At 70.5% G+C, this 24,994-nt stretch carries 16 protein-coding genes and 1 tRNA gene; 4 read left to right on the forward strand and 13 right to left on the reverse strand.

Going from position 1 to position 24,994, the window contains the following annotated elements; genetic code table 11:
- Positions 1-53: 53 nt before the first annotated feature.
- On the reverse strand, positions 54-512 hold the full coding sequence (locus tag ACFVWD_RS16675) for a MarR family winged helix-turn-helix transcriptional regulator (RefSeq protein ID WP_389596792.1): 459 nt from the start codon (positions 510-512) through the stop codon (positions 54-56).
- A 272-nt stretch (positions 513-784) separates the two neighbouring features.
- Here ACFVWD_RS16675 and ACFVWD_RS16680 point away from each other — a divergent pair, with 272 nt between their 5' ends.
- The 4 genes from ACFVWD_RS16680 (at position 785) to ACFVWD_RS16695 (ending at position 4,895) form a co-directional block, all read left to right on the forward strand.
- Complete coding sequence (locus ACFVWD_RS16680; protein WP_389596794.1) at positions 785-2,248, forward strand: MFS transporter; 1,464 nt, start codon at positions 785-787, stop codon at positions 2,246-2,248.
- Positions 2,249-2,507: 259 nt separating this feature from the next.
- Positions 2,508-3,368, forward strand: a complete 861-nt coding sequence (locus ACFVWD_RS16685) for a helix-turn-helix domain-containing protein (protein WP_389596796.1) — start codon at positions 2,508-2,510, stop codon at positions 3,366-3,368.
- 119 nt (positions 3,369-3,487) lie between these two features.
- Positions 3,488-3,895 carry a hypothetical protein gene (locus ACFVWD_RS16690; RefSeq protein WP_389596797.1) on the forward strand — a complete coding sequence of 136 codons (408 nt, stop codon included), beginning with the start codon at positions 3,488-3,490 and terminating at the stop codon, positions 3,893-3,895.
- An 88-nt stretch (positions 3,896-3,983) separates the two neighbouring features.
- On the forward strand, positions 3,984-4,895 hold the full coding sequence (locus ACFVWD_RS16695; RefSeq protein ID WP_389596799.1) for a hypothetical protein: 912 nt from the start codon (positions 3,984-3,986) through the stop codon (positions 4,893-4,895).
- Between the two features lie 7 nt (positions 4,896-4,902).
- Here the strand turns inward: ACFVWD_RS16695 and ACFVWD_RS16700 are convergent, their stop codons facing one another.
- From ACFVWD_RS16700 to ACFVWD_RS16755, 12 genes are all read right to left on the reverse strand, one after another.
- Entirely contained in the window at positions 4,903-5,844 is a 942-nt protein-coding gene (locus ACFVWD_RS16700) for a DUF2690 domain-containing protein (protein WP_389596801.1), read from the reverse strand.
- 715 nt (positions 5,845-6,559) lie between these two features.
- A tRNA-Thr gene (locus ACFVWD_RS16705) sits at positions 6,560-6,633 on the reverse strand.
- Positions 6,634-6,740: 107 nt separating this feature from the next.
- On the reverse strand, positions 6,741-8,300 hold the full coding sequence (locus ACFVWD_RS16710; RefSeq protein WP_389596803.1) for an alpha/beta hydrolase: 1,560 nt from the start codon (positions 8,298-8,300) through the stop codon (positions 6,741-6,743).
- A 314-nt stretch (positions 8,301-8,614) separates the two neighbouring features.
- On the reverse strand, positions 8,615-9,820 hold the full coding sequence (locus ACFVWD_RS16715; RefSeq protein ID WP_389596805.1) for a DNA polymerase III subunit delta': 1,206 nt from the start codon (positions 9,818-9,820) through the stop codon (positions 8,615-8,617).
- Between the two features lie 166 nt (positions 9,821-9,986).
- Complete coding sequence (tmk, locus tag ACFVWD_RS16720) at positions 9,987-13,328, reverse strand: dTMP kinase (RefSeq protein WP_389596807.1); 3,342 nt, start codon at positions 13,326-13,328, stop codon at positions 9,987-9,989.
- A 179-nt stretch (positions 13,329-13,507) separates the two neighbouring features.
- Complete coding sequence (gene topA, locus ACFVWD_RS16725; protein WP_389596808.1) at positions 13,508-16,321, reverse strand: type I DNA topoisomerase; 2,814 nt, start codon at positions 16,319-16,321, stop codon at positions 13,508-13,510.
- A gap of 237 nt (positions 16,322-16,558) precedes the next feature.
- Entirely contained in the window at positions 16,559-16,756 is a 198-nt protein-coding gene (locus ACFVWD_RS16730) for a hypothetical protein (RefSeq protein ID WP_389596810.1), read from the reverse strand.
- A gap of 107 nt (positions 16,757-16,863) precedes the next feature.
- Entirely contained in the window at positions 16,864-19,107 is a 2,244-nt protein-coding gene (locus ACFVWD_RS16735) for a protein kinase (protein ID WP_389596812.1), read from the reverse strand.
- A gap of 156 nt (positions 19,108-19,263) precedes the next feature.
- Positions 19,264-20,793: a methyltransferase gene (locus tag ACFVWD_RS16740; protein ID WP_389596814.1), complete on the reverse strand. Its 1,530-nt coding sequence runs from the start codon at positions 20,791-20,793 to the stop codon at positions 19,264-19,266.
- A gap of 246 nt (positions 20,794-21,039) precedes the next feature.
- Positions 21,040-21,624, reverse strand: coding sequence for a small secreted protein (locus ACFVWD_RS16745; protein ID WP_382177114.1), 585 nt, complete (start codon positions 21,622-21,624; stop codon positions 21,040-21,042).
- A gap of 212 nt (positions 21,625-21,836) precedes the next feature.
- Positions 21,837-24,242, reverse strand: coding sequence for a sodium-translocating pyrophosphatase (locus tag ACFVWD_RS16750; RefSeq protein WP_389596815.1), 2,406 nt, complete (start codon positions 24,240-24,242; stop codon positions 21,837-21,839).
- A gap of 299 nt (positions 24,243-24,541) precedes the next feature.
- The gene (locus ACFVWD_RS16755; RefSeq protein ID WP_384917650.1) at positions 24,542-24,976 is read right to left on the reverse strand and encodes an ATP-binding protein; all 435 of its coding nucleotides are present in this window, start codon (positions 24,974-24,976) and stop codon (positions 24,542-24,544) included.
- Positions 24,977-24,994: the final 18 nt, after the last annotated feature.

Below are 24,994 nucleotides of genomic sequence, written 5' to 3' on the forward strand. Positions count from 1 at the left end.
GGGGGGGCCGCCCCCCCCCCCCCCCCGACTCCCCCGCCCTCCCCTTCACCTGCTCAACTGCGCGGCCAGGGACGCCCGTCGAGACGCTCGATGTCACGGTTGAAACGGCTGAGATAGGCGGCGAACTCGGCCACCTCCTCGGGATCCCAGTCGGTCATGATCTTCTCCAGACCGTCCAGGTTCTCGGCGCGATGGGCGTCCAGTCGGCGCCTGCCCTCCGCGGTGATGACGAACTTGCGGGCGATGCCCCCTTCGGGGTCGGGCATGCGCTCGACGACCCCGGCCCGCAGCATCGCGGCGGTCTGCCGGTTGAGGGTGGACGCGTCCAGGCCGAAGGCCTCTCTGAGCTCACCGATGGACATCGGGCCTTGCACCTGAATCCGGCTGAGCAGGACGTACGCGCTGCGGTCCAGCCGCTCCTCACTCATCCCGCGCCCCCGCGGGTTGATCATGTGCATGTGGCGCCCGAGCAGCATGGTCTCGAATTCCAGCAGGTCAAGTGGCTTGTCCACGCGAGGCATCCTTCGGCTCCCGGCTCGCTTCCCCTACAGGAAAGCTACCTCCCGCCAGGTATACCACCGCGATGTGTATGATGCACTAGGCATGCATGATGCACATCGCGTGCAGCATGCAACTCGCGTGCGCCTTGCCCGCGACTCACCGTGATCCGGAGACACAGCAAGCCCGGTGATGCAGCAGGCCCGGATGCGCAGCTGGCCCGAATGCGCAGCAGGCCCAGAGACGCAGCACAGCAACAAGCCCGGAAGAGCAACAGGGAGTACCCGTGGACAGTTCCCAGCCCGCAGCCCGCTCCGGCGGTGTTGTCGGCATCCTCGCCTTCGGCGGCATCGTGGCCGCGATCACCCAGACACTGGTGGTGCCACTGATCGGGGAACTCCCGACCCTCTTCGACACCACCGCCTCGAACGCCTCCTGGGTCGTCACCGCCACGCTGCTCGCGGCGGCCGTGATCACCCCCGTCGCCGGCCGCCTCGGTGACATGTACGGCAAGAAGCGCATGCTTCTGGCCTCCCTGGTCCCGCTGATGCTGGGCTCCGTGGTCTGCGCCCTGTCCTCCTCGGTCGTCCCGATGATCGCCGGACGCGGTCTGCAGGGCCTCGGCATGGGCGTGGTGCCCCTCGGCATCAGCCTGCTGCGTGACGTCGTACCTGCGGAGAAGCTCGGCTCGTCCATCGCGATGATGAGCGCGTCCATGGGTGTGGGCGGCGCGCTCGGCCTGCCGTTCTCCGCGGCGATCGCCGAGAACGCCAGCTGGCGCGTGCTGTTCTGGGTCGTCGCCGCGCTGACCCTCGCGGTCGCCACGTTGATCTGGTTCTTCGTGCCCGCGGGCCGCGAGAGCACCGCCTCGGGCAGCTTCGACCTGCTCGGCGCGATCGGCCTGGGCATCGCGCTGGTCTGCCTGCTTCTCGGCGTCTCCAAGGGTGCGGACTGGGGTTGGGGCAGCGGCACCACGCTCGGCCTGCTCGCCGCCGCGATCGTCCTGCTGCTGGCCTGGGGCTGGTGGGAGCTGCGCAGCGCCGAGCCGCTGGTCGACCTGCGAGTGACCGCCCGTCCGCAGGTGCTGATGACGAACGCCGCCTCGATCCTGGTCGGCTTCGCGATGTACTCCCAGTCGCTCGTGATCCCCCAGCTGTTGCAGCTGCCCAAGGAGACCGGCTACGGCCTCGGCGAGTCGATGCTGGCCATGGGTCTGTGGATGGCCCCGGCGGGCCTCATGATGATGATCATGTCCCCGATCGGCGCCAAGCTCTCCGCCGCGAAGGGCCCACGCATCACCCTGTCCGTCGGCGCCCTGATCATCGCCCTCGGCTACGGCCTGTCGCTGCCGCTCATCGGCAACGGCTCCCCCTGGGGCCTGCTCGCGGTGACCATCGTCTGCAACACGGGCGTCGGTTTCGCCTACGGTGCGATGCCCGCGCTCATCATGGGCGCGGTGCCCCAGTCGGAGACCGCCTCGGCCAACAGCTTCAACACGCTGATGCGTTCGATCGGCAGCTCCGTCTCGGCCGCCGTGATGGCCGTGGTCCTGGCCCAGATGACCACGAAGTTCGGCCCGGTCTCCCTGCCGTCCGAGAGCGGCTTCCGTGTCGCCATGCTGATCGGCTCCTGCGTCGGCATCGCCGCCGCGATCGTCGCCTTCCTCATCCCGGTCCGCTCCACGGCCGCCCGCCCGCAGGCCGAAGCCGCCCAGGACACGACCCCCGAGACGGTCGAGGCAAAGGCCTGACCCGACCGGACCCAACCCGCGCGCCCGCGCACCCTCGCACCCTCGCACCCTCGCACCCTCGCACCTGAGCGACAGTCGCCATCGCAGGACCAAAGAAACCGCAGGTCAGATTCCTGACCTGCGGTTTTTTGTTTCCGCAGGTCAGGGCCTTGGGACGTCCCCGCGCGTCCCTGGGACGCCGGTAGGTCTGGCGCCCCGCCGACCTCCGATCCGACAGTCGTGACCGCTCCGGGAAAGTCCCGGTTCAGGAAGGACCACGGTGAGACGTCGGGTGTGCCCTGCGGGCACCTGCGAACGGACGTACGCGCGGCCGCACGCCGCACTGCGGCCAGGGGTGCACGGCTATCGCGGTTTCCGGCTGTCGCACGCGGGACCCCAGCGCCGGCTGGTCATCCCGCGGGGAACGGTGTCCTTGGTGATCGGCTTCGGGCCGCAACCGGAGCCGGACGGGCCGATGGGCGGCCAGAGCGGCGAGCCCGTCCGTGCCACCACCTCCCTGGCGACCGGTCTGCACACGCGGGCCCGGCACTTCGCGCGCCAAGGAGCCGTGCACGGCGTCGAGATCACCCTCGCACCCTGGGTCGCGCACCAGATCTTCGATGCGCCCATGAGTGAACTCGCGGACACCGTGGTCGACCCCGTCGACGTACTCGGTTCCGGTTTCCGGGAGCTGACGGAAGCCCTCCAGGCCGCCCGCGACTGGCCGGCCCGTTTCGCGCTGGTCGACTCGGCGCTGGTGCGGTGGACCCGGTCCGCGCACCTCGGGCGGTCTCCGGCAGGCGAGCTGCTGGGCGCCTGGGACCTGCTGGTCCGCTCCGCGGGGACCATCGCCGTACGGGATCTGGCGGCGACCACCGGCTGGAGTCAGCGGCACCTGGAGAACCTGTTCCGCGAGCAGTTCGGCCTCACCCCCAAACGGCTCGCGCGGATCATCCGGTTACGCCGCGCGCTGCGGCTGCTCACCACCGGCACCACCCCCGCCGACACCGCGTACGCCTGCGGCTTCTCCGACCAGGCCCATCTCACCAACGAGTTCACCACCCTGGTCGGCATGCCGCCGCGCCGTTTCCTGGCCGCACGTGGCACAGAAGGGCTGCCGAGTCACTGGGTGGCGGGGTGACCGTCTCCGCGTTTTTCTTCAATCCCCGCGCCCCCGCCCCTTGCGAGGGTTGACCGGCGCGGCCCGGCCGGGTCGCGCCATGGGATTTCCGTGGACGACCGACTCGAAGGAACGACTTGATGAAGAAGGCTCTGGCCACCCTGGCCATCGCAGGTGCCGCCGCCACGTCCGTGCTCGCGCTCGCGCCGGCCGCGTCGGCCGACTCATGCGTGCGGACCAACCTCAACACCGGATACCGCTCGTACTGGAACACCGCCTACAAGTCGTCCACCAGCGGCTGCCACGACCTCAACGTCGTCATGGCCAGTACCCCTGGTGGTTCCGGCGGTGATTCGGGCGATTACTACGCCGGCATGTACGTCAACTCGTCCGGCAACTGGACCTTCGGCTCGCGCGGGTACGTGTGGATCCCGAACGGGACGTACGCGGTCGACAAGTACGTCCTGGTGAGCGACCTCACGGGTGGCCGGGAGTTCGGCGTGGCCGCCTACAACAACATCGGTGGCGCGGTGACGATCGCGCACTGACGTCAGCCGCCCGTCGTTCCCGTGCCCGGCCGCCCGTACGGCAGCCGGGCACGGGAGCACCCACCCCGGCTCCGGAGGTACGCCGACCATGCCCCACCCCAACCAGCGTGTGCGCGTCACTCGTTGGCCGGTCCCGGTGCTGTTCCTGGGACTCGTCCTGGCCACGCTGGGCGCCTGCGCGAGCGGCCAGGACGGCGGGTCACCCTCGTCCGCGACCGCACCCGTGTCCGGGCACTCCGGCCCGGCGCCTCAGCGCGTCGCCGTGACGCACACGATGCCGACGGACATCACCGACCTGGTGCTGCCTGCGACGGGCGCGGACACCCGGTGGGCCCAGGGCCTCGACGCGCTCGGCCGGCTGGCCGCCGACAAGGCGACCCGCCAGTGCCTCGCGTCCCACGACGCGACGATGCCGCCTCAGCCGCCCGTCAGCTTCCTCCGCTACTCCGCCGTCCCCGACCTGGACTTCATAGCGCGGCACGGCTTCAACGGCGTTCCCGTCCCTGACGGCGCCGCCGCGACCTCCACAGCCGGCTCTCCGGCCGACGCGGCACCCTCGGGACCCGACGCCGCCCAGCGGACGTGTCTGACCCGGGGCTCGGCCGTCGGCAACGACTTCCGGACGTCGTACCTGCGACTGCAGACACAGTGGTGGCAGGAGGTCGCCTCCCTGAACTCCACTCCCGAAGTGAGGTCCGCGTTCGGCGAGTTCGGGCGCTGCCTGGCCGGGCACAAGACGCCGGCCAAGGACGAGAGTGCCTTCTTCGACCTCGTCGACCGGCGTCTGCAGGCCGGGGACACGGACCGTTCCCTGGGAGCCCTGTACGCCACCTGCATGAAACCGGTCGAGGACACCCGCGAACCGCTCCGCCAACACCTCAGGGACAACTTCCGCGAGGAACACCGCGGGGAGGTCGAGAAGGTACGTACGACACTGCCGCGCACCATCCGGGACCTGGAGCGGCGTTACGACATCCGCATCTCCTTCCCGGCCCCCTGAGAGAACCTCATCCCTGGGGAGTGCCGGGCACCGGCATGTGACGGGTGCATTCGCGGGCACCGCCGTTCGGCTGCGTCCCGCAGGCCCACGCGGTCATCCTCCCTGTCACGGCGACCATCGGTGAGTAGACGTCGTTGCCCCAGTGCACGGGCGTGGCGAAGCTGTCGCCCGCCGAGTTGTCCGCGTCGACGATCGCGCTCTTGCTGGCGTAGGTGATGCGTCCCCAGGCGGCGGCACAGGCCTTGCTGTAGCGGAGTTCGATGACGATGTCCTTGTTCCTGGTCAGCGTCAGCGTCTGCCCGTCCAAGCCGCAGTGCGTGACCGACGGGTCCTTGCCACCGCAACCCGCCGCCCTGCACTGCGGGGTCGGCGGCTCCGCGGACCCCGTCGCGGCGGCGGGCTTTGATGCGGCGGGGGCGTCATGGGAGTCCCCACCGGTGGCGAGTACCGCGGCGACGGACACCGCGGCGCCGAGGAGGCAGGCCGCGCCCACGAACAACAGCCGACGACGGCCGACCCACCGCTGCCGAAGGGACACGGAGGCATCGGCCTCCGCGACCGCACCGCTCCCGGCTCCGTTCGCCGACTCCTCCAACTCCCCGGCACCGTTCGCCGACTCCTCCGGCTCCCCGGCACCGTTCGCCGGCACCTCGGCACCGCCGTCGTCTGCACCGGCCGCGTCCGCGCGAGCCTCATCGGCCCGCTCCCACAGGGCCAGCAGCCGCTCGGGATCCAGTTCCAGGGCCGCGGCCAGGCTTTCGACAGCCGCACGCGGAGGGAACTGCTTGCCGTTGACCCAGCGCTCCCAGGAGGACTTCGCGTAGTGCGTACGCGCACCCAACCTGGCATAGCTGAGTCCTGAGGCCTGCTTGACCGCGAGCAGTTCCACGCGCAGCGCTTCGACCGGGTCTTCCGGCGGATGTCCCTGAGAGAAATGCCCGAAGGCCATCGTCCCCCGCCCCACACTCCATAGGCAGAGCCCGCACACGGACGAGGGCACGGTGAAACCGCAGCACCAAGAAACCAGCCCCCGCCCCCAGTCCCGGTGCTCCACGGTTCCTGAGAATCGCGCGAAGCATATCGCACAGAGGTTCGCCATAAATGCCCTTCTGTCGGGCGACACGCCGCTCGCGTACGGCCCGAAGAAATGACCTCCGAGACTCCTGAGGGGCGTGGGGTTGCTGTTCACCTCGTGGCGTCTTGCATGGGGGGACAGCCGGGGGGCTGGACATACTTCACAACGTTCGCCGACGCGCGCTCGGGCGCCGCCGCCGTCCGGCCACGCCCTTCCTCTTCCAGGAGGCCGCGTCGGCCCGCCGTAACACCACCCGTGGCGTCGTCGCCGCGTTGGCGGTCCTCGCCGTGACCGCTGGTCCCGGCCCGCTCTCCGTACCGGCCGGCTCTCCGTACCGGCCGACGCGGACGCCGCCGTCAACCTGTGGCACAACACCGGCAATGGCAAGGGATCGTTCGGGCCCCGCACGAAGATCGCCACGGGGTGGCAGACGTACAAGGCCCTGTTCCGACGACGTAGTCGGTGGCGCGCCGTGCGCGGTGACTTGAGCAGCCGGCGGCCCCCTCCGAGGGCCTCCTGCGCCGCCGACGCGTCCGGCAAAAGCAAAAGCCCCAGTTCACGGCGAGTGAGAATCCTGGGGCTTCTACAGAGCCGCCTTCGGGATTCGAACCCGAGACCTACGCATTACGAGTGCGTTGCTCTGGCCATCTGAGCTAAGGCGGCGCGCTGTCCGCACTATGGTGCGATCAGCAACGTCGGTAAGTCTACACAGTTTCCGGGGGTGCTCCGTACACGCCCCGGGAGGGCCGGTTCCGGGGCGTGTGGGAGGGCTATGAGCAGCGCTTTCCCTTCGCGGGAGGGGTGCCCTGGAGGAGGTAGCGGTCGATCGTGGAGTCGATGCAGACGCTGCCGCGGCCGTACGCGGTGTGGCCGTCGCCGACGTAGGTGAGAAGGACGCCGGAGGAGAGCTGGGAGGCGAGGGACTTGGCCCAGGCGTAGGGGGTGGCCGGGTCCCGGGTGGTGCCGACCACGAGGATCGGGCCCGCGCCCTTCGCCTGGATGCGGTGCGGCTCGCCGGTGGGCCTCACGGGCCAGTACGCGCAGTTAAGGGAGGCCCAGGCCAGGCCGTCACCGAAGACGGGGGACGCCTTCTCGAAGCCGGGAAGACCCTTCTCCACCTCGTCGGGTGTGGAGAAGGCGGCCGGGAGGTCGAGGCAGTTCACGGCCGCGTTGGCGAACATCAGGTTCGCGTACTTGCCGTCGGCGTCGCGCTCGTAATAGCTGTCGGAGAGGGCGAGCAGGCCCGCGCCGTCCTTGTCCTTCATCGCCGCGGTGAGCGCCTCGCGCAGCTGCGGCCACGCCGCCTGGTCGTACATCGCCGCGATCACGCCCGTCGTCGCGAGCGCCTCACCGAGCTTGCGACCGCCCGCGTCGCCCGTCGGGATCGGCTTCGCGTCGAGCTTCTTGAAGAAGGCGCTGAGGTTCTTGCCGACCTGGTCCGGGCTCGTGCCCGGGCCACCCAGCGGGCAGTCGCTGTGGCGCACGCAGTCCTTCGCGAAGGACTGGAACGCCGTCTCGAAGCCCGCCGTCTGGTCCTGGTTGAGTTTGCGTGCGGACAGGGACGGGTCCATCGCGCCGTCCAGGACCATGCGGCCCACCCGGCCCGGGAACAGGCCCGCGTACGTCGCCCCGAGGAACGTCCCGTACGACGCCCCCACGTAGTTCAGCTTCTGGTCACCCAGGACCGCGCGCAGGATGTCCATGTCCCGGGCCGCTTCGACCGTGGACACGTGCCGCAGCAGGTTCGGCGAGTGCCGGCCGCAGCCCTCGGCGAACTTCTTGTACGCGTCGACCAGTTCACCCGTCTCCTTCTTGTCGTCGGGGGTGACGTCCGTCTCCGTGTACGTGTCCATCTGGTGGCCGGTGAGGCACTCGACGGGCTCACTGCGGGCCACCCCGCGCGGGTCGACCGCGACCATGTCGTAGCGGGCACGGACCTCAGCCGGGTAGCCGATCCCCGCGTACGACTGGAGGTAGCCCACCGCCGAGCCGCCCGGGCCGCCCGGGTTGACCAGCAGCGAGCCGATGCGCTTGCCGGGACCTGTCGCCTTCTTGCGGGCCACGGCCAGCTTGACGTCGCCCGATGCCGGTTTCGCGTAGTCGAGAGGCGCCTTCATCGTGGCGCACTCGAAGCCGGAGGCGCCGCAGCTGCGCCAGGCCAGCTTCTGGTTGTAGTACGGCGACAGCGTGGAGGGTGTGGCGCGGGGCAGTGCGGCCAGCACCGCGTCCGCCGAGGTCGTGGCCGTCCTGGTCGAACTCCCCGTGGAGCAGGCAGAGACGAGCAGCGCGGTGGCGGCGAGCAGCACGCCGCCCGCACGGACGGTACGCATCGCACGGATCGCACCGCGGGGTCGGTTCGGCCGACGGGACCGGGGCGGCCGGGGGGTGCGCCTGAAGTACCTGGAGTACATCTCGCGAGCGTAACCCTGGGCGACGCAATGATCACCAACAGTCGTGGATGTGCCTCGTACGAGTGATTCCGTCAACACCGCGACTCAACTCCTGGTCCCCACACCTCGCCTCAGCTCCTCACTCCGGCTCCTCGGCACGGCCCGGCCCGGCTGTCGGCTGGTCGCTGTCGGCTGGACACTGGTCGCTGTCGGCTCCAGTTCCTCGGCTCGAGCGTGCCGTCGAGGCTCTCGGCTCAGCCCGCCCGCAGCGCCATCGTCATCGCCTCCACCGCCAGCAGCGGGGCCACATTGCGATCCAGTGCCTCGCGGCACGCGGCGATCGCGTCGATCCGGCGAAGGGTCGCCTCCGGCGAGCCGCCGCGGGCGAGGCGCTCGAGTACATCCTCGGCCTCCATGTTGGCGAGGGCCACCCGGGAGCCGAGCTGGAGGGCGAGGACGTCGCGGTAGAAGCCGGTGAGGTCGATGAGGGCCAGGTCCAGGCTGTCGCGCTGCGTACGCGTTCTCCGGCGCTTCTGCCGGTCCTCCAGCTCCTTCATGACGCCCGCGGTGCCACGCGGCATACGGCCGCCCTGCGACGCACCGAGGGCCGCCTTCAGGTCTTCGGTCTCCTTGACGTCGACTTCCTCGGCGAGCTGCTTGGCGTCCTCCGAGGCCGTGTCGATCAGCTCCTGGGCCGCCTTGAGACAGCCGCCGATGTCGTCGACCCGCAGCGGAAGCTTGAGGACGGCGGCCCGGCGCTCACGGGCACGCTGGTCCGTGGCGAGACGGCGGGCGCGCCCGATGTGCCCCTGTGTCACGCGGGCGGCGGCCGCCGCGACAGCGGGCTCGATGCCGTCACGGCGGACGAGGATGTCGGCTACCGCGTCCACCGGCGGGGTGCGCAGGGTGAGCAGGCGGCAGCGGGAGCGGATGGTGGGCAGGACGTCCTCGATGGAAGGCGCGCAGAGCAGCCAGACCGTACGGGGGGCCGGTTCCTCGACGGCCTTCAGAAGGACGTTGCCCGCGCCCTCCGTGAGGCGGTCCGCGTCCTCCAGGACGATGACCTGCCAGCGGCCGGTCGCCGGGGACATCTGGGCGCGGCGGACCAGGTCGCGAGTCTCCTTCACACCGATGGAGAGGAGGTCGGTGCGGACGATCTGCACATCTGCGTGCGTCCCGATCAGGCTGGTGTGGCAGCCGTCGCAGAAGCCGCAGCCGGGGACTCCGCCCAGCGCGCGGTCGGGGCTCACGCACTGGAGCGCTGCCGCGAAGGCCCGCGCCGCGGTGGAACGCCCGGAGCCGGGCGGGCCGGTGAACAGCCAGGCGTGCGTCATCTTGGACGCCTCGGGGAGCGGGGTGTCCGCGGCGACCGCCGAAACGAGGGCGTCGGCGTCACGAGCGGCGGCGGCGAGCTGCTCGCTCACCTTGTCCTGGCCCACCAGGTCGTCCCATACAGGCACGGGGCACCGCCCTTTCGTCGCACTTCGCCTTGCCGCGTCCATTGTGCGGGTCGCCACTGACAACGGGTCCCCGGACCGCTCCACGAACCACGAACCTCGAACCACGGCCAGGCAGTGGTGCCGCCGCTCTCAGCAGCCGCTCTCAAGAGCGGCTCCCAACAGCGGCTCAGCGACGGCGGCGACCGCCCCGTCCCTCACTCCCGTCGTCCTGCTCGTCGTCGTCACGCGGGCCCAGCAGTTCGTCCGCCAGCGTCGGGAGATCGTCGAGCGGGGTTTCCTCCGCCCAGTCGGAACGGGGGCGGCGGCGCGGTGCGCCCTCGGCATTGACCTGGGGCAGCTCGCGCGTACGGTCACCGGCCCTCTCGGGCCGGGGCTCGGGCCGCTCGTCCCGGAAGAAGCCCGGAGGCACCCGGTCCGCGGGATCACCTGCACCGGCATCCGCACCGGCATCCGGGGCGGCACCCGCGCCCCCGTCACGTACCGGAGGAAGCACCGCCGTCTCGTCGGCCGCGCCCGGCGCCACCGGCGGCAGCACGGTCGTCTCGTCCGCGGCCCCCGGAACCACCGGCGGGAGCACGGCCGTCTTCTCGGCCGCTTCCTCGGGCACGGGCGGCTTCGGCAGCTTGGCCGTCTCCTCCGAGTCGGAACGGGAACCCTCGCGGCTCTCTCCGGAGCGCACCGGCCGCAGCACCGTCGTCTCGTCCACCGAGCCGCCCGAGGTGCTCGGGGGCGTCACGACCGGCGTGGGCATCGTCGTCTCGTTGTCGGCCACGGGACCCGCGGCCGGCGACTCGCCAGAACCCACAGGTGCCGAAGCGGAAGGAGAAGCCGACGCAGGAGCTGAAGCAGCAGCCGCAGCCGCAGTCGAAGCAGAAGCAGAAGCAGACGTCGAAGCCGCCGTGGCCGCGGCCGCCGCCGCTGCCGCCGCCGCCGTCTCCGTCGCGGCCCGCCGCGCCTCCTCGGCCCGCAGCAGCGCCTCCTCGGCCTTGCGCTGCTTCTCCAGGCGGCGCTCCTCGGCCTCGGCCCGCAGCCGTGCCTGCTCCTCGGCCAGCCTGCGCAGCCGGTCCCGCTCGGCGGCCTGGGCCTGCTCCTCGGCCAGCAGCCGCGCCCGCTCCTCCTCGGCCCGGCGGCGGGCCTCCTCGGCGCGCTGTCGGGCCTCCTCCGCCTGGCGCTCGGCCTCGCGCCGCTGAGCCTCCTCCAGCTCGCGCTGCTTGCGCTCCTCTTCCTCCGCGCGCAGCCGGGCGAGCTGTTCCTGGCGCTCGCGCTCCAGTCGCTCTTCCTCGGCCTTGCGTGCGGCCTCTTCCTCGGCCTTGCGCCGGGCCTCCTCCTCGGCCGCCTTGCGTGCCTCCTCCTGGGCCTTCACCTCGGCCTCGGAGAGGGGCAGCATCACGTCGAGCCGGTGCCGGACGACGGTGGTGACCGCCTCGGGCTCCTGGGCGGCGTCGACGACCAGGTACCGGCCCGGGTCGGCGGCGGCAAGCGTCAGGAAACCGGACCGCACGCGCGTGTGGAACTCGACCGGCTCCGACTCCAGCCGGTCGGGCGCCTCCGTGAAGCGCTCACGCGCCGCCTCCGGGGAGACGTCGAGGAGCACCGTCAGATGCGGCACCAGTCCGTTGGTCGCCCATCGGTTGATGCGGGCGATCTCGGTCGGGGACAGGTCCCGGCCGGCTCCCTGGTAGGCCACCGACGAGTCGATGTAGCGGTCGGAGATGACGACGGCGCCCCGCTCCAGCGCGGGCCGCACCACCGTGTCCACGTGCTCGGCGCGGTCGGCGGCGTACAGCAGCGCCTCCGCGCGGTGCGACAGGCCCGCCGACGACACGTCCAGCAGGATCGAACGCAGCCGCTTGCCGACCGGCGTGGCGCCCGGCTCGCGGGTCACCACGACCTCGTGGCCCTTCGCGCGGATCCACTCCGCGAGCGCTTCCGCCTGCGTCGACTTCCCGGCCCCGTCACCGCCCTCCAGGGCGATGAAGAACCCGTTCGCGGTGGGATTCTGCACCGGGTCGTCGCCGCCGCGCAGCGCGTCCAGCAGGTCGTGCCGCAGCGGCACTCCGGAGCGGTCGTCGACCTTGGCCAGCACCAGGGCGGCGACCGGCAGCAGCAGGGCACCCACCAGCATCAGCGTGAAGGCGGCACCTCCGTGCGCGAACACGAACTTGCCGTTCTCGAGCCGGTGCGGGCCGATCGCCGCGGCCACCACCGGCGCCAGCAGGGCGCCGAGCGCCACGGAGACCCGTACGACCGCGTGCAGGTGTTCCGTCGTACGCGCCCGCCGGTACTCCTCGGTCTCCTGGTCGAGGAGCGCGTGCCCGGTGTTCGCGGCGACGCCCGCGCCGACGCCCGCGAGGGCGGCGATCAGCAACACCGTGGTGACGTCCGGGACCAGACCGGCGGCCAGCAGCGCGATTCCGGTGAAGGCGATCGCCAGCGAGAGCAGCCTGCGCCGCGACAGCGACGGCAGCACGGAGGGGGCCGTCCGGATGCCGATGACGACACCCCCGGTCAGCGCCAGCACCAGCAGGCCGTACGTGACCGGTCCACCGCCCAGGTCCTTGGCCTGCAGCACGGAGACAGCGACGGCGGCCGCGACCGCCGCGGCGACGGCCGCGCAGGCGAGCACCAGGAGCGGGATCGCGCCGGTACGGCCCTTGTCGACGCCCGTGCCCGTCTTGGGGCGGCGCAGGCCCTCCAGGGGCGAGCGCGCACGCGGGGTGCGGGTGTCGGGCAGTTCGAGGAACGTGAGCACGGAGAGCGAGGCGGCGAACAGTCCGGCGGCGACGTACGAGGCGAGCGCCCCCTGGTGCTGGTCGAACCAGGCGATCCCGGCACCCAGCAGGTTGCTGACGAGCGACACCACGACGAGCGTGGCGGCCGCGATCGGCACCGCCACGAAGGCCGTACGCAGTGACAGGCGCCGCAGTGCGTCCAGGTGGTCCGGCAGCGGGCGTACGGTGGCGCCCTCCAGCGGCGGCGCGGGCAGCAGCGCGGGCGCCGCGCTCTCCCGGCACACCGTCCAGAAGCGCTCGGCGACGCCGGTCACGAAGGCGAGGACGAGGAGGGCGGCGAGTGCGTTGTCCGGGGTCCAGTCGATCCACAGGGGCGCGAGGAGCATGAGCACGGCGCGCAGTCCGTCGGCTCCGACCATGGTCCAGCGCCGGTCGAGCGGCCCCTCCTGCGACGTCAGCGAGGTGAGCGGCCCGAGGAGTACGGCTCCGAAGAGCAGCGTGGCCAGAATGCGTGCCCCGAAGACGGCCGCCACGGCCAGGGCGACCCCGCGGTAGCCACCGCCGAAGGAACCCTCCGCGATCGCCGCCTGAAGGACGAGGATGACCAGCACGAGCAGGGCCAGGGTGTCGCCGACACCGCCCACCAGGTGGGCGCTCCACAACCGTTTCAGCTGAGGTCGGCGCAGCAACGCGCGGACGGCGCGCTCGCGGGAATCTGCGACCAGGGCGTCGTCGGGGGCCGGAGTGGGGGCCGTTGGCTGCTCGGCTCGCGTCATTCTGCAAGCCTATCCGGCCCCACTGACTGCCCGTAGGGGTGCCCGAACATGTGGACGCCCCCACACCGAAAGGTGTAGGGGCGTCCACATCCGAATCTGACAGAGGCCGCGAGACGTGGCCGAGGCCGCGAGGCCTGACAGCGGCCGCCGGGACCTGACAGAGGCCGCGAGCCCGGACCTCAGTTCTCCGAAGCCGCCGTCTTCTTGGCAACGGCCTTCTTGGCCGGAGCCTTCTTGGCAGCCGTCTTCGAAGTCGTCGTCTTCTTCGCGGCGGTCTTCTTGGCAGGGGCCTTCTTGGTCGCCGTCTTCTTGGCGGCGGCCTTCTTCGCGGTCTTCTTGGCGGGAGCCTTGGCGCGCTTCTCCGCCAGCAGCTCGTAGCCGCGCTCCGGAGTGATCTCCTCGACGCTGTCGGCGGAGCGCAGGGTCGCGTTGGTCTCGCCGTCGGTCACATAAGGCCCGAAACGGCCGTCCTTGACCACGACGGGCTTCCCGCTGACCGGGTCCTCGCCCAGCTCCTTGAGCGGCGGCTTGGCGGCCGCGCGCCCGCGCTGCTTGGGCTGGGAGTAGATCTCCAGCGCCTCTTCGAGGGTGATGGTGAAGAGCTGGTCCTCGGACTGCAGGGAGCGCGAGTCCGTGCCCTTCTTCAGGTACGGGCCGTAGCGGCCGTTCTGCGCGGTGATCTCCACGCCCTCGGCGTCCTTGCCGACGACGCGCGGCAGGGACATCAGTTTGAGGGCGTCGCCGAGCGTCACCGTGTCGAGCGACATCGACTTGAAGAGTGAGGCGGTACGCGGCTTGACGGCGTTCTTGCCCGTCTTCGGGGTGCCCTCGGGCAGCACCTCGGTGACGTACGGGCCGTAGCGGCCGTCCCTGGCGATGATCTGGTGGCCCGACTCCGGGTCCGTACCGAGCTCGAAGTCGCCGCTCGGCTTGGCGAGCAGCTCCTCCGCGAGCTCGATGCTCAGCTCGTCCGGGGCCAGGTCCTCGGGCACATCCGCGCGCTGGTGGTTCTCGGAGTCCTTCTCGCCGCGCTCGATGTACGGGCCGTAGCGGCCCACACGCAGCACGATGCCCTCGCCGACCGGGAAGGACGACACCTCGCGGGCGTCGATGGCGCCCAGGTCGGTGACGAGCTCCTTGAGGCCGCCCAGGTGGTCCCCGTCGCCGTTGCCGGCCTCGGCTGCGCCCGTGGCGTCGCCCTCGCCGAAGTAGAACCGCTTGAGCCACGGCACGGCCTGCGCCTCGCCCCGCGCGATGCGGTCGAGGTCGTCCTCCATCTTGGCCGTGAAGTCGTAGTCGACGAGCCGCCCGAAGTGCTTCTCCAGGAGGTTGACCACGGCGAAGGACAGGAAGGACGGCACGAGTGCCGTGCCCTTCTTGAACACGTATCCGCGGTCGAGGATCGTGCCGATGATCGACGCGTACGTCGACGGGCGGCCGATCTCGCGCTCTTCGAGCTCCTTGACCAGCGACGCCTCGGTGTAGCGGGCCGGGGGCTTGGTGGCGTGCCCGTCGACCGTGATCTCCTCGGCGGACAGCGGGTCGCCCTGGTTGACCTGCGGAAGACGGCGCTCACGGTCGTCGAGCTCGGCGTTCGGGTCGTCCGCGCCCTCGACGTACGCCTTCAGGAAGCCGTGGAAGGTGATCGTCTTGCCGGACGCGCTGAACTCGGCGTCGCGGCCGTCGGAGGCCGTGCCCGCGATCTTCACGGTGACGGAGTTGCCGACCGCGTCCTTCATCTGGGAGGCGACGGTCCGCTTCCAGATCAGCTCGTACAGCTTGAACTGGTCGCCGGTCAGGCCCGTCTCGGCCGGGGTGCGGAAACGATCACCCGAGGGACGGATCGCCTCGTGCGCCTCCTGCGCGTTCTTGACCTTCCCGGCGTACGTCCGCGGCTGGGCCGGCAGGTAGTCGGCGCCGTAGAGCTGCGTGACCTGGGCGCGGGCGGCGGAGATCGCCGTTTCCGAGAGGGTCGTGGAGTCCGTACGCATGTACGTGATGAAGCCGTTCTCGTACAGCTTCTGGGCCACCTGCATGGTGGCCTTCGCGCCGAAGCCGAGCTTGCGCGAGGCCTCCTGCTGGAGGGTCGTCGTGCGGAACGGCGCGTACGGCGAGCGGCGGTACGGCTTGGACTCGACCGAGCGGACCGCGAAGTTCGTGTCCTGGAGGGCGGCGGCGAGCGCACGGGCGTTCGTCTCGTCCAGGTGAAGCGTGTTCGCGCCCTTGATCTGGCCCAGCGAGTCGAAGTCGCGACCCTGGGCGATGCGCTTTCCGTCGACCGCGGTCAGACGGGCGACCAGGTTGGACGGGTCGCTGGCGTCACCGGCGCGGCCGGTACCGAAGGTGCCGGTGAGGTCCCAGTACTCGGCGGAGCGGAAGGCGATGCGCTCGCGCTCCCGCTCGACGACGAGCCGGGTCGCCACGGACTGCACACGGCCCGCCGACAGCCGCGGCATGACCTTCTTCCACAGGACCGGCGAGACCTCGTAGCCATAGAGGCGGTCGAGGATGCGGCGGGTCTCCTGGGCGTCGACGAGCTTCTGGTTGAGCTCGCGCGGGTTGGCGACGGCGGCCTGGATCGCGGCCTTGGTGATCTCGTGGAAGACCATCCGCTTGACCGGGACCTTGGGCTTGAGCACTTCCTGGAGGTGCCACGCGATGGCCTCGCCCTCGCGGTCCTCATCGGTGGCGAGGTAGAGCTCGTCGGAGTCGCGCAGCAGGTCCTTGAGCTTCTTGACCTGGGCCTTCTTGTCGGCGTTGACCACATAGATGGGCTGGAAGTCGTGCTCGACGTCCACGCCGAGGCGGCGCACCTCGCCGGTGTACTCCTCGGGCACCTCCGCGGCACCGTTGGGGAGGTCGCGGATGTGCCCGACGCTCGCTTCGACGACATAGCCGGGGCCGAGATAGCCCTTGATCGTCTTCGCCTTGGCAGGCGACTCGACGATGACGAGTCGGCGGCCGCCGTGTGCGGTGTCGCTGGTCGGGGACAACTTCGCTCTTCTCTCCGGTCGACGCAGGGGGTCTCCCCCAGGCCTTGGTCCCGGGGGTCGGGTCATGCTGACGCTGCGGAGTGTGACGGTACATCCCGCCCCCGTGTCAAACGGGAAAAGCCCGCAACGGCCACTCGAACGGTAACCCGACTACCGCCATTCCTGCCGCCCGGAGTGTCCAGCAGCCCTTTCGGGCCTATCCGGAGCGTGACCTCTCAGTTACCGGGGACCCACCTCTCACGCGCGCGTAAAACACCACATCCCCAGTGCCAGCGCACCCGCTCCGGCGACGCCGGCGAGCGTCGCCGATGCGACGCGGTTCACACCGACGGCGACGGGCTCGCCGTGTCGCACCCGCACCGCGGTCCAGACCAGCAGTCCGCCTCCGAACAGGGCGAACACCGTCCCCACGAAGATCGCTGGTCCGCTTTCCATTGATATGTCCTTCCACCCCGGAGCCCCAGGGTGGGAGGCTGCCACTCCCCGGAAGCCGACGTGCGAACCTGCGGTGAACGCCGGGAAGACGGCGCACCATGGACCGCTCAGACCATGGCGGGGTCGGGTATCCGCTCGCTCGTCCGCGTGCCGTCGACCCGTCTCACGGTGCACACGACTTTGCTGAAACCTTGATTCCACTCCTCCTCACTGGCCAGCCAACCGGAGACGGTGTGCTCCGTGTCGGAGGCCCAACTCGACGCGAACTTGTTGGTACAGAGCTTGCCTCCCTGGGCGAGGGCCTTCTTGTAGTCCATGCCCGCCGCGGCCTGCGCGGTGCCGATCACCTGGTCGGTATGCGGCTCACCACAGTCCGCCAGGTGAGCATCGAAGCTCTTGTCCTTCTCCGCGTAGTCCCAGCAGTCCCCGGTGCCCATCTGAGTGGGCCACAGATTCACGCCCGCGTCCCGGAACCGCCCCACCTCGCCGCCTATCGCGACATGCCGTCCGAGCACGAGACATGCCGTACCGCCCTTGGCCGCGCCGAACCCGTCCTTCGTCGGTACGACGGCGTAGACACCCGCGTCGGGCAGGGCGTCGGCCGTCGCCGTGCTCTGGCTGGTGCAGCGCTGCGCGCCATGGGCGAGGGCGTCGGCGTAGTCGTCGGCCGTGTCGACGGCCACGACCTGGCCGTCCGGCCAGTCCTTGGCGCAGTTCACGACGCCCAGGTTGAGCGCCGACTTGAAGGTGGGCCCCGACCAGACCGCCTTCACACAGTCCCCGGCCTGCAACGGCTTGGTGAGGCCCACCTGTTCGCCGTACGGATACACCGGCCCCGTCGGTCCCGACGACGGACTCCCTGTGGGGCGCTTCTTCGCGGTCGTGCCCTTCGTGCCCCCGTCGTCACCGGTGAGTGAGACGGCGGCCCAGGTGCCGCCGACGACCACCAGGAGGACTCCCACGACGAGGGCGACGACGGGGACCAGGGGCCTCTTGCGGCGCGTGAGCGGCCGGGGCGGGCCGGCCGTGGACTGGATGGGCGCGCCGGTCCCGGCGTACGGATTCCACTCGTACGCGCCACTGGGAGTGGACGGGCGCCAAGGGCCGTACGGAGGCGGGGCACCGGAGGCCGGTCCGAGCGGGCCACCGGGGGTTGCCGGGCCGCCGGGTGGAGTGTGCGGGGTGTTGGGGTTGTGCGGGGTGTTGGGGGTGTTCGGGTTGTGCGGGGTGTTGGGGGTGTTCGGGTTGTGCGGGGTGTTCGGGTTGTGCGGGGTCGACGGCGCACCTGAGGTCTGCGGGACGCCTGGAGTCAGCGGAACGCCGGGGATCTGCGGGGCGCCCGGGGGTTGCGGGGTTCCCGGAGGCGAGCCGGTGACATATCCGGGCGGCGCCCCGGCGGCATACCCGGGCGACGCCCCCGCGACGTACCCCGGCGGTGGCCCCGCGGGATACCCCGGCGGTGGCCCGAACACCCCGCCCGCCGCCGCCTGCACCACCCGCTCAAGCCCCCGCGCGACCGCCTCCGGCGAGGACCGCCGCAATGGGTCCTTGACGAGCAGTCCGTGCAGCACGGAGGTCAGTTCACCGGCGCGGACGGGCGGGGTGGGCTCCTCGCTGAGCAGGGCCGTCAAGGTCGCGTACTGACCCGGCCGGTCGAAGGGGCCGCGCCCCTCGACGGCGGCGTACAACGTGGCGCCGAGGGAGAAGAGGTCCGCGGCCGGGGTGGGCGGCTCGCCGCGGGCGCGCTCGGGGGCGAGATAGCCGGGCGTGCCGAGGATGCCGGCGGTGGCGGTGAGCCGGGGCTCGCGGGACTCGGGCTGGAGCGCGATCCCGTAGTCGGTGAGCAGTACGCGCGCGTAGGGATCGCCCGAAGAGTCGGGCGCCAGAAGGATGTTGGCCGGTTTCACATCCCTGTGGAGGATCCCGATCCGGTGTCCGGCGGAGAGCGCGTCGAGGACGGCCAGCCCGATCCGGGCGGCCCGGGCGGGCGGCAGCGGTCCCGACTGCCGTACGACCGCCTGCAGATCGACCGCGTCCGGCACGTACTCCATGACGATCCACGGCAGTCCCTCGTGCACCACCACGTCGTGCACGGTGGCCACATGGGGATGCCCGCGCAGCCGCGCCGCGTGCCGGGCCTCACTGCGCGCCCGGGCGACGCGCTGCCCATGCTCCGCCGCGTCCATCGGCACGTCCGGCAGCGCGATCTCCTTCATGGAGACCTCGCAGGTCAACTCCGCGTCGTACGCGAGCCACACCCTGCCCATGCCGCCCGCGCCGAGCGTCCGCAGCAGCCGGTACCGGCCGCCGATGATCCTGCCCTCGCCCTGATCCGGCGTCTCCCCCGCCATGGCGCCTCCCCCGAGACAGCGCGCCTCCCCCGAGGACGCATGGAGCTTGTCTCTTGAAGGTAGCTTCGCATGCACCACTGACAGGAGCCCTTTTACCGACCAATCCTGATCAATGTTGCGCAATCCCGTCAGAACAGGCACATGCGACTCAGCCCTTCACTCCGCGGGCTCGAGGAACCCCTGCTCCACCAGGAGCCGGATCTGCGCGGGCGTCTGGTCACGCAGCAACACCGGGTCCTCGCCGACCAATTGGGCGATGGCGTCCAGGATCCGCCCGGCGCTCAGAGTGCCGTCGCACACGCCCGCGAAGCCCGCTCCGACCGTGTCCACCTTGGTGGCCCGGCGCATCCCGCGGTGCTGGCGCAGCACCACGTGCTCCGGGTCCTCGGCGCCGGGCAGCCCGACCTGCTCCTGGACGACCTCGGCCACGAGCCTGAAGTGCCCGGCGAGCAGGGCCGCGTCGTCGCTCGCCCGCAGGTAGTCGACTCGGTCGAAGTGCGCGCGCACGGTCTCGCCGAGCGGCTGCTCGATGGAGTGCGGCCACTCCTCGACCGTGATGGACGGCTCGGCGGCCGCCGTTCTGCGCAGCGTGATCCATCCGAAGCCGACGGCCTTGACCTTGCGGGCCTCGAACTCGTCCAGCCAGGCGTCGTACCGCGCCTGGTACTCGGCGGGGTCGTCGCGGTGGTCGCCCGCATCGCGCAGCCACAACTCCGCGTACTGCGTGACGTCCTGCACTTCGCGCTGCACGATCCAGGCGTCACAGCCGCGCGGCACCCAGGAGCGCAGCCGGTCCTGCCACTCCTCGCCCTCCACGTGCTGCCAGTTGGCCAGGAACTGCGCGTACCCCCCGTCGCTGAGCCGGTCTCCCGCCTGCTGAACGAGCGTGCGGCACAGATCGTCCCCGCCCATCCCGCCGTCGCGGTAGGTGAGCCGGGCGCCGGGCGAGATCACGAAGGGCGGGTTCGAGACGATCAGGTCGTACGTCTCGTCGTCCACGATCGGTTCGAAGAGGGAGCCCTCACGCAGATCGGCCGCCGGGGCACCGGAGAGCGCGAGGGTGAGCGCGGTGATGTGCAGGGCGCGCGGGTTGAGGTCGGTCGCGATCACGCGCGTGGCGTGCTGCGCGGCGTGCAGGGCCTGGATCCCGGAGCCGGTGCCGAGGTCGAGCGCGGAGGAGACGGGCGTACGGACGGTGATGCCGGCCAGGGTCGTGGACGCGCCGCCCACACCCAGGACAACGCCCTCCTCGCGGCTGCCGATGCCGCCCGCGCCGCCGACGGCACACCCCAGGTCGGACACGATGAACCAGTCCTCGCCGCCGGGCCCGCCGTACGGCCGGATGTCCACGGTCGCGGCGATCTCGTCCGCGCCCGCCCGGGTCAGCCAGCCGCTCTCCAGGCAGTCCTCCACCGGCAGCACGTCCGCCACGCGCGCGTGCGGCACGGGCTGCTGGAGCAGGAACAGCCGTACGAGCGTCTCCAGCGGTGTGTCCCCGCGGGTCGCCCGGAGCGCGGGCACGGTCTCGCTGCGCGCCAGCGCCGCGTACGCGGGGGCGCCGAGCAGGTCGAGCAGGCCGTCGGCGGTGAAGGAGGCGCCGAGCAGGGCGTCCCGCAGCCGAGCGGCGACGGCGACGCGGTCGGACGAGGGCAACGGTGACAAGCTGGTGTGACTCACGTCCCCCATTGTGTCCGTTCCCGCCGAAAGGGACGTACACCTGTGGACAGAGCCCGCGCCAATGTGGACAAGCCCGCACGAGGAGTCGTGAGGGCTTGCGCCTGGAGCCGTGGGCCATGCGTCGTCGGGAGTCGTGGGCTTGCGCCGAGAGCCGTAGGGCATGCGCTACGGGCCCGGTACGCGCGCGTACCGGGCTCTTTCCGGGTGACGGGACGGGTCCCGCTCCGCGGTCGCTCCGCGGTCGTTCTCCGGGGGTCAGCCCTGAGTGGTCGCCGGCGAGGCGGACGCGGAGGCGGACTTGCAGCTCACCTGCTTGGCCATCGCCTTGCCGACGTCGCCCGCTTCGAGCTCCTTCAGGGCGTCGGTCCCGGTCTTGCTGAGCTTCTCCAGCTGCTTGGCGACACCGTCGAGACCGTCCGCGAACTTCGCCTGGTCCTTCGTGTTCAGCGCGTCGGACTGCTTCCCCAGATCGGCGTAGGAGGCGGAGAGGGCGTTGAGCTCCTTGACCGCGTTCTCCTGCTTGGTCTTGCCGCTGTCCACGTCCGGCGGGCCGGCCTTCTCGATGGCGGCCGCCATCGCCTTGTAGGCGTCGGAGATGTCCTGGAAGCCCTTGGAGTCGGCCTTCTGCACGTCCACCGGTGCGCTCTGGTCCGTGGTCTCCTTCTGGATCGCGGTGTTGGCGGCCGCGATCTTCTGGACCTGCGGCTGCACCGCGTCACAGACCTGCTTGGCCCAGGGGTCCAGCTTGTCGTCCTTGCTACTACTACCGCTGCTGCATGCCGACAGCGCCAGCACCAGTACCGCACCGCCGGACAGTGCGGCCGTGAGCTTCTTGTTCACCGGATTGGTCCCTTCCGTGGCTCTCGGCCCCGGAACTTACACGCCGCATGGGCGCCGCCCCTATGGCGAATTTCCGATTTAGTACCTATTGCAGCCATTTGCTCCATGCGAGAGAAGGCTCACGACACAGGTGTCGACACACACGAACGACGGGCGGGCGGCACGTCGCTGCGTGCCGCCCGCCCGTGGGGACCTGCCCAAAGACCCGAACGCTACGAAACCACCGCGGCGTCGTGAGACTTGGACACTCGTTCCGCGTTGCCTTCGTCACCTACGGCGATCCCGCGCCGCTTGGAGATGTACACCGCGCCCACGATCACGAGGATCGAGAGCACCGCGATCAGGATGCGCATACCGAGGTTCTTGTCGTCGCCGTAGGAGAACTTCACGACCGCGGGTGCGATCAGCAGCGCCACCAGGTTCATGACCTTGAGGAGCGGGTTGATCGCGGGGCCCGCGGTGTCCTTGAAGGGGTCGCCGACGGTGTCGCCGATCACCGTGGCGGCATGGGCCTCGCTGCCCTTGCCGCCGTGGTGGCCGTCCTCGACGAGTTTCTTCGCGTTGTCCCACGCACCTCCGGAGTTGGCGAGGAAGACCGCCATCAGCGTGCCGGTGCCGATCGCGCCCGCCAGATACGAACCGAGCGCGCCGACGCCGAGCGTGAAGCCGATGGCGATGGGCGCCAGAACGGCGAGCAGACCCGGAGTGGCCAACTCCCGCAGGGCGTCCTTGGTGCAGATGTCGACGACCCGCCCGTACTCCGGCTTCTCCGTGTAGTCCATGATCCCGGGGTGCTCGCGGAACTGCCGCCGCACCTCGTAGACCACGGCCCCCGCGGACCGCGAGACAGCGTTGATCGCCAACCCCGAGAACAGGAAGACGACCGCCGCGCCCGCGATCAGGCCCACCAGGTTGTTGGGCTGCGAGATGTCCATCATCAGGTTCAGCGGCGCGCCGGGCCCGGAGACCTTCTCGCCCACGCCGTTCGCGGCCGTGAGGATCGCGTCCCGGTACGAGCCGAAGAGCGCCGAGGCCGCGAGGACGGCCGTGGCGATGGCGATGCCCTTGGTGATGGCCTTGGTGGTGTTGCCCACGGCGTCCAGGTCGGTGAGCACCTGGGCACCCGCGCCCGCGACGTCGCCGGACATCTCGGCGATGCCCTGCGCGTTGTCGGAGACCGGACCGAAGGTGTCCATGGCGACGATGACGCCGACCGTGGTGAGCAGACCGGTTCCGGCGAGCGCCACCGCGAACAGCGCCAGGATGATCGACGTACCGCCGAGCAGGAAGGCCCCGTAGACGCCGAGGCCGATCAGCAGGGCGGTGTAGACGGCCGATTCCAGACCGATGGAGATACCGGCCAGGACGACGGTGGCCGCGCCGGTCAGCGAGCTCTTGCCGATGTCCCGTACGGGACGACGGGTGGTCTCTGTGAAGTAGCCGGTCAGCTGCTGGATGAGGGCGGCGAGCACGATGCCGATGGCCACCGCGACGACCGCGAGGATCCGCGGGTCGCCGTCCTTGGCCTTGATCGCCGCGTCTGTGACGCCGTCGAGGTCGGCGTACTTCCCCGGCAGGTAGACGAAGACGGCCACCGCCACCAGCACCAACGAGATCACCGCGGAGATGAAGAAGCCGCGGTTGATCGCGGACATGCCGCTGCGGTCGGAGCGACGGGGTGCCACCGCGAAGATGCCGACCATCGCGGTGAGGACGCCGATCGCGGGCACGATCAGCGGGAAGGCGAGCCCGGCGTCGCCGAACGCCGCCTTGCCGAGGATCAGCGCGGCGACGAGCGTGACGGCGTACGACTCGAAGAGGTCCGCGGCCATGCCGGCGCAGTCGCCGACGTTGTCGCCCACGTTGTCGGCGATGGTCGCGGCATTACGCGGATCGTCCTCCGGAATGCCCTGCTCGACCTTGCCGACCAGGTCGGCGCCGACGTCGGCGGCCTTGGTGAAGATGCCGCCGCCGACACGCATGAACATGGCGATCAGCGCCGCGCCGAGACCGAAGCCCTCCAGGACCTTCGGCGCGTCGGCCGCGTACACCAGCACCACACAGGAGGCGCCCAGCAGACCGAGCCCCACCGTGAACATGCCGACGACGCCGCCGGTACGAAAAGCGATCTTCATGGCTTTGTGCGAGACGGCGGTGAGATCCTTTTCGGGTTCACCCTCGGCCGGAGTCGCTTCCCTTGCCGCGGCGGCCACGCGGACGTTGCTGCGTACGGCGAGCCACATACCGATATATCCGGTGGTCGCCGAGAACGCCGCGCCGATCAGGAAGAAGATCGATCGTCCGGCGCGCTGATTCCAGTCGTCCGCGGGCAGCAGCATGAGCAGGAAGAACACCACGACGGCGAATACACCGAGCGTGCGCATCTGCCGCCCCAGGTAGGCGTTCGCGCCTTCCTGGATGGCCGTCGCGATCTTCTTCATGCTGTCGGTGCCCTCGCCTGCCGCGAGCACTTGCCGTACCAGCACCCCGGCGACGGCCAGGGCCGCCAGGGCCACGGCACCGATGACCATCACGATCAAGCGATTGTCATTGGTCAGTACTGCGGATGCGAAGGTTGTGGGATGGTCAAACTGATGAGGGGTAGAAAGCCCCGCCATTCGTCCTCCTTGACGCCTGTGCTGAGCTCAAGATGTGGACGGATTGTAGGTACCGGAACCTGATCAAAACAGTGCCCGGTAAGCGGAATTCGCCTTCACATGCCGATCAGCAAATGATCGACGGGCATCCATGGAACCCAAAAGAAGTAATGCCCTAAAAGCGTTGACGCTTGATCCAATAATCGCGTGATTGATCGTGAATGAATTCACGAAAAGGCCGGACCGGACCCCGGCCGGAAGCAGGCATACAAAAAGGGCCCTGCTCAGCAGGGCCCTTCGAGTGTGTTGCGGGGGTGCGATCAGGGAACGAGCGCGGCCGGCGGCGTGGTCGGCCAGCTCATCTTGATCAGTCCACCGTGCTCACCGGCGGTGACTTCGACATCGTCGACGAGGCCACTGATGACCGCGAGGCCCATCTCGTCCTCCTCGGCATCCATGTCCGGATCACCCGAGCCACCGGGTGCCGTCTCACCGGGCGCCGAACGCGGCGCCTCGTCGCCGACCTCGATGGAGAACTGCTTCTCCTCCTCGATCAGCTTCACCTGCACCGGCGCCGAGATGCCGTTGCTCTGGTGCAGTCCGACGGCACGAGTACAGGCCTCGCCGACGGCGAGTCTGACCTCGTCGAGGACGGCCTCGTCCACTCCGGCCCTGCGCGCCACCGCTGCCGCCACCAGTCGGGCGGTCCTGACGTGCTCGGGCAGCGCGCTGAAGCGGAGTTCAACGGTGGCCATGCATCCCCCTCAACTACG

Origin of the sequence: Streptomyces sp. NPDC058086 (genome assembly GCF_042885015.1) — a bacterium.
Lineage (GTDB): Bacteria > Actinomycetota > Actinomycetes > Streptomycetales > Streptomycetaceae > Streptomyces.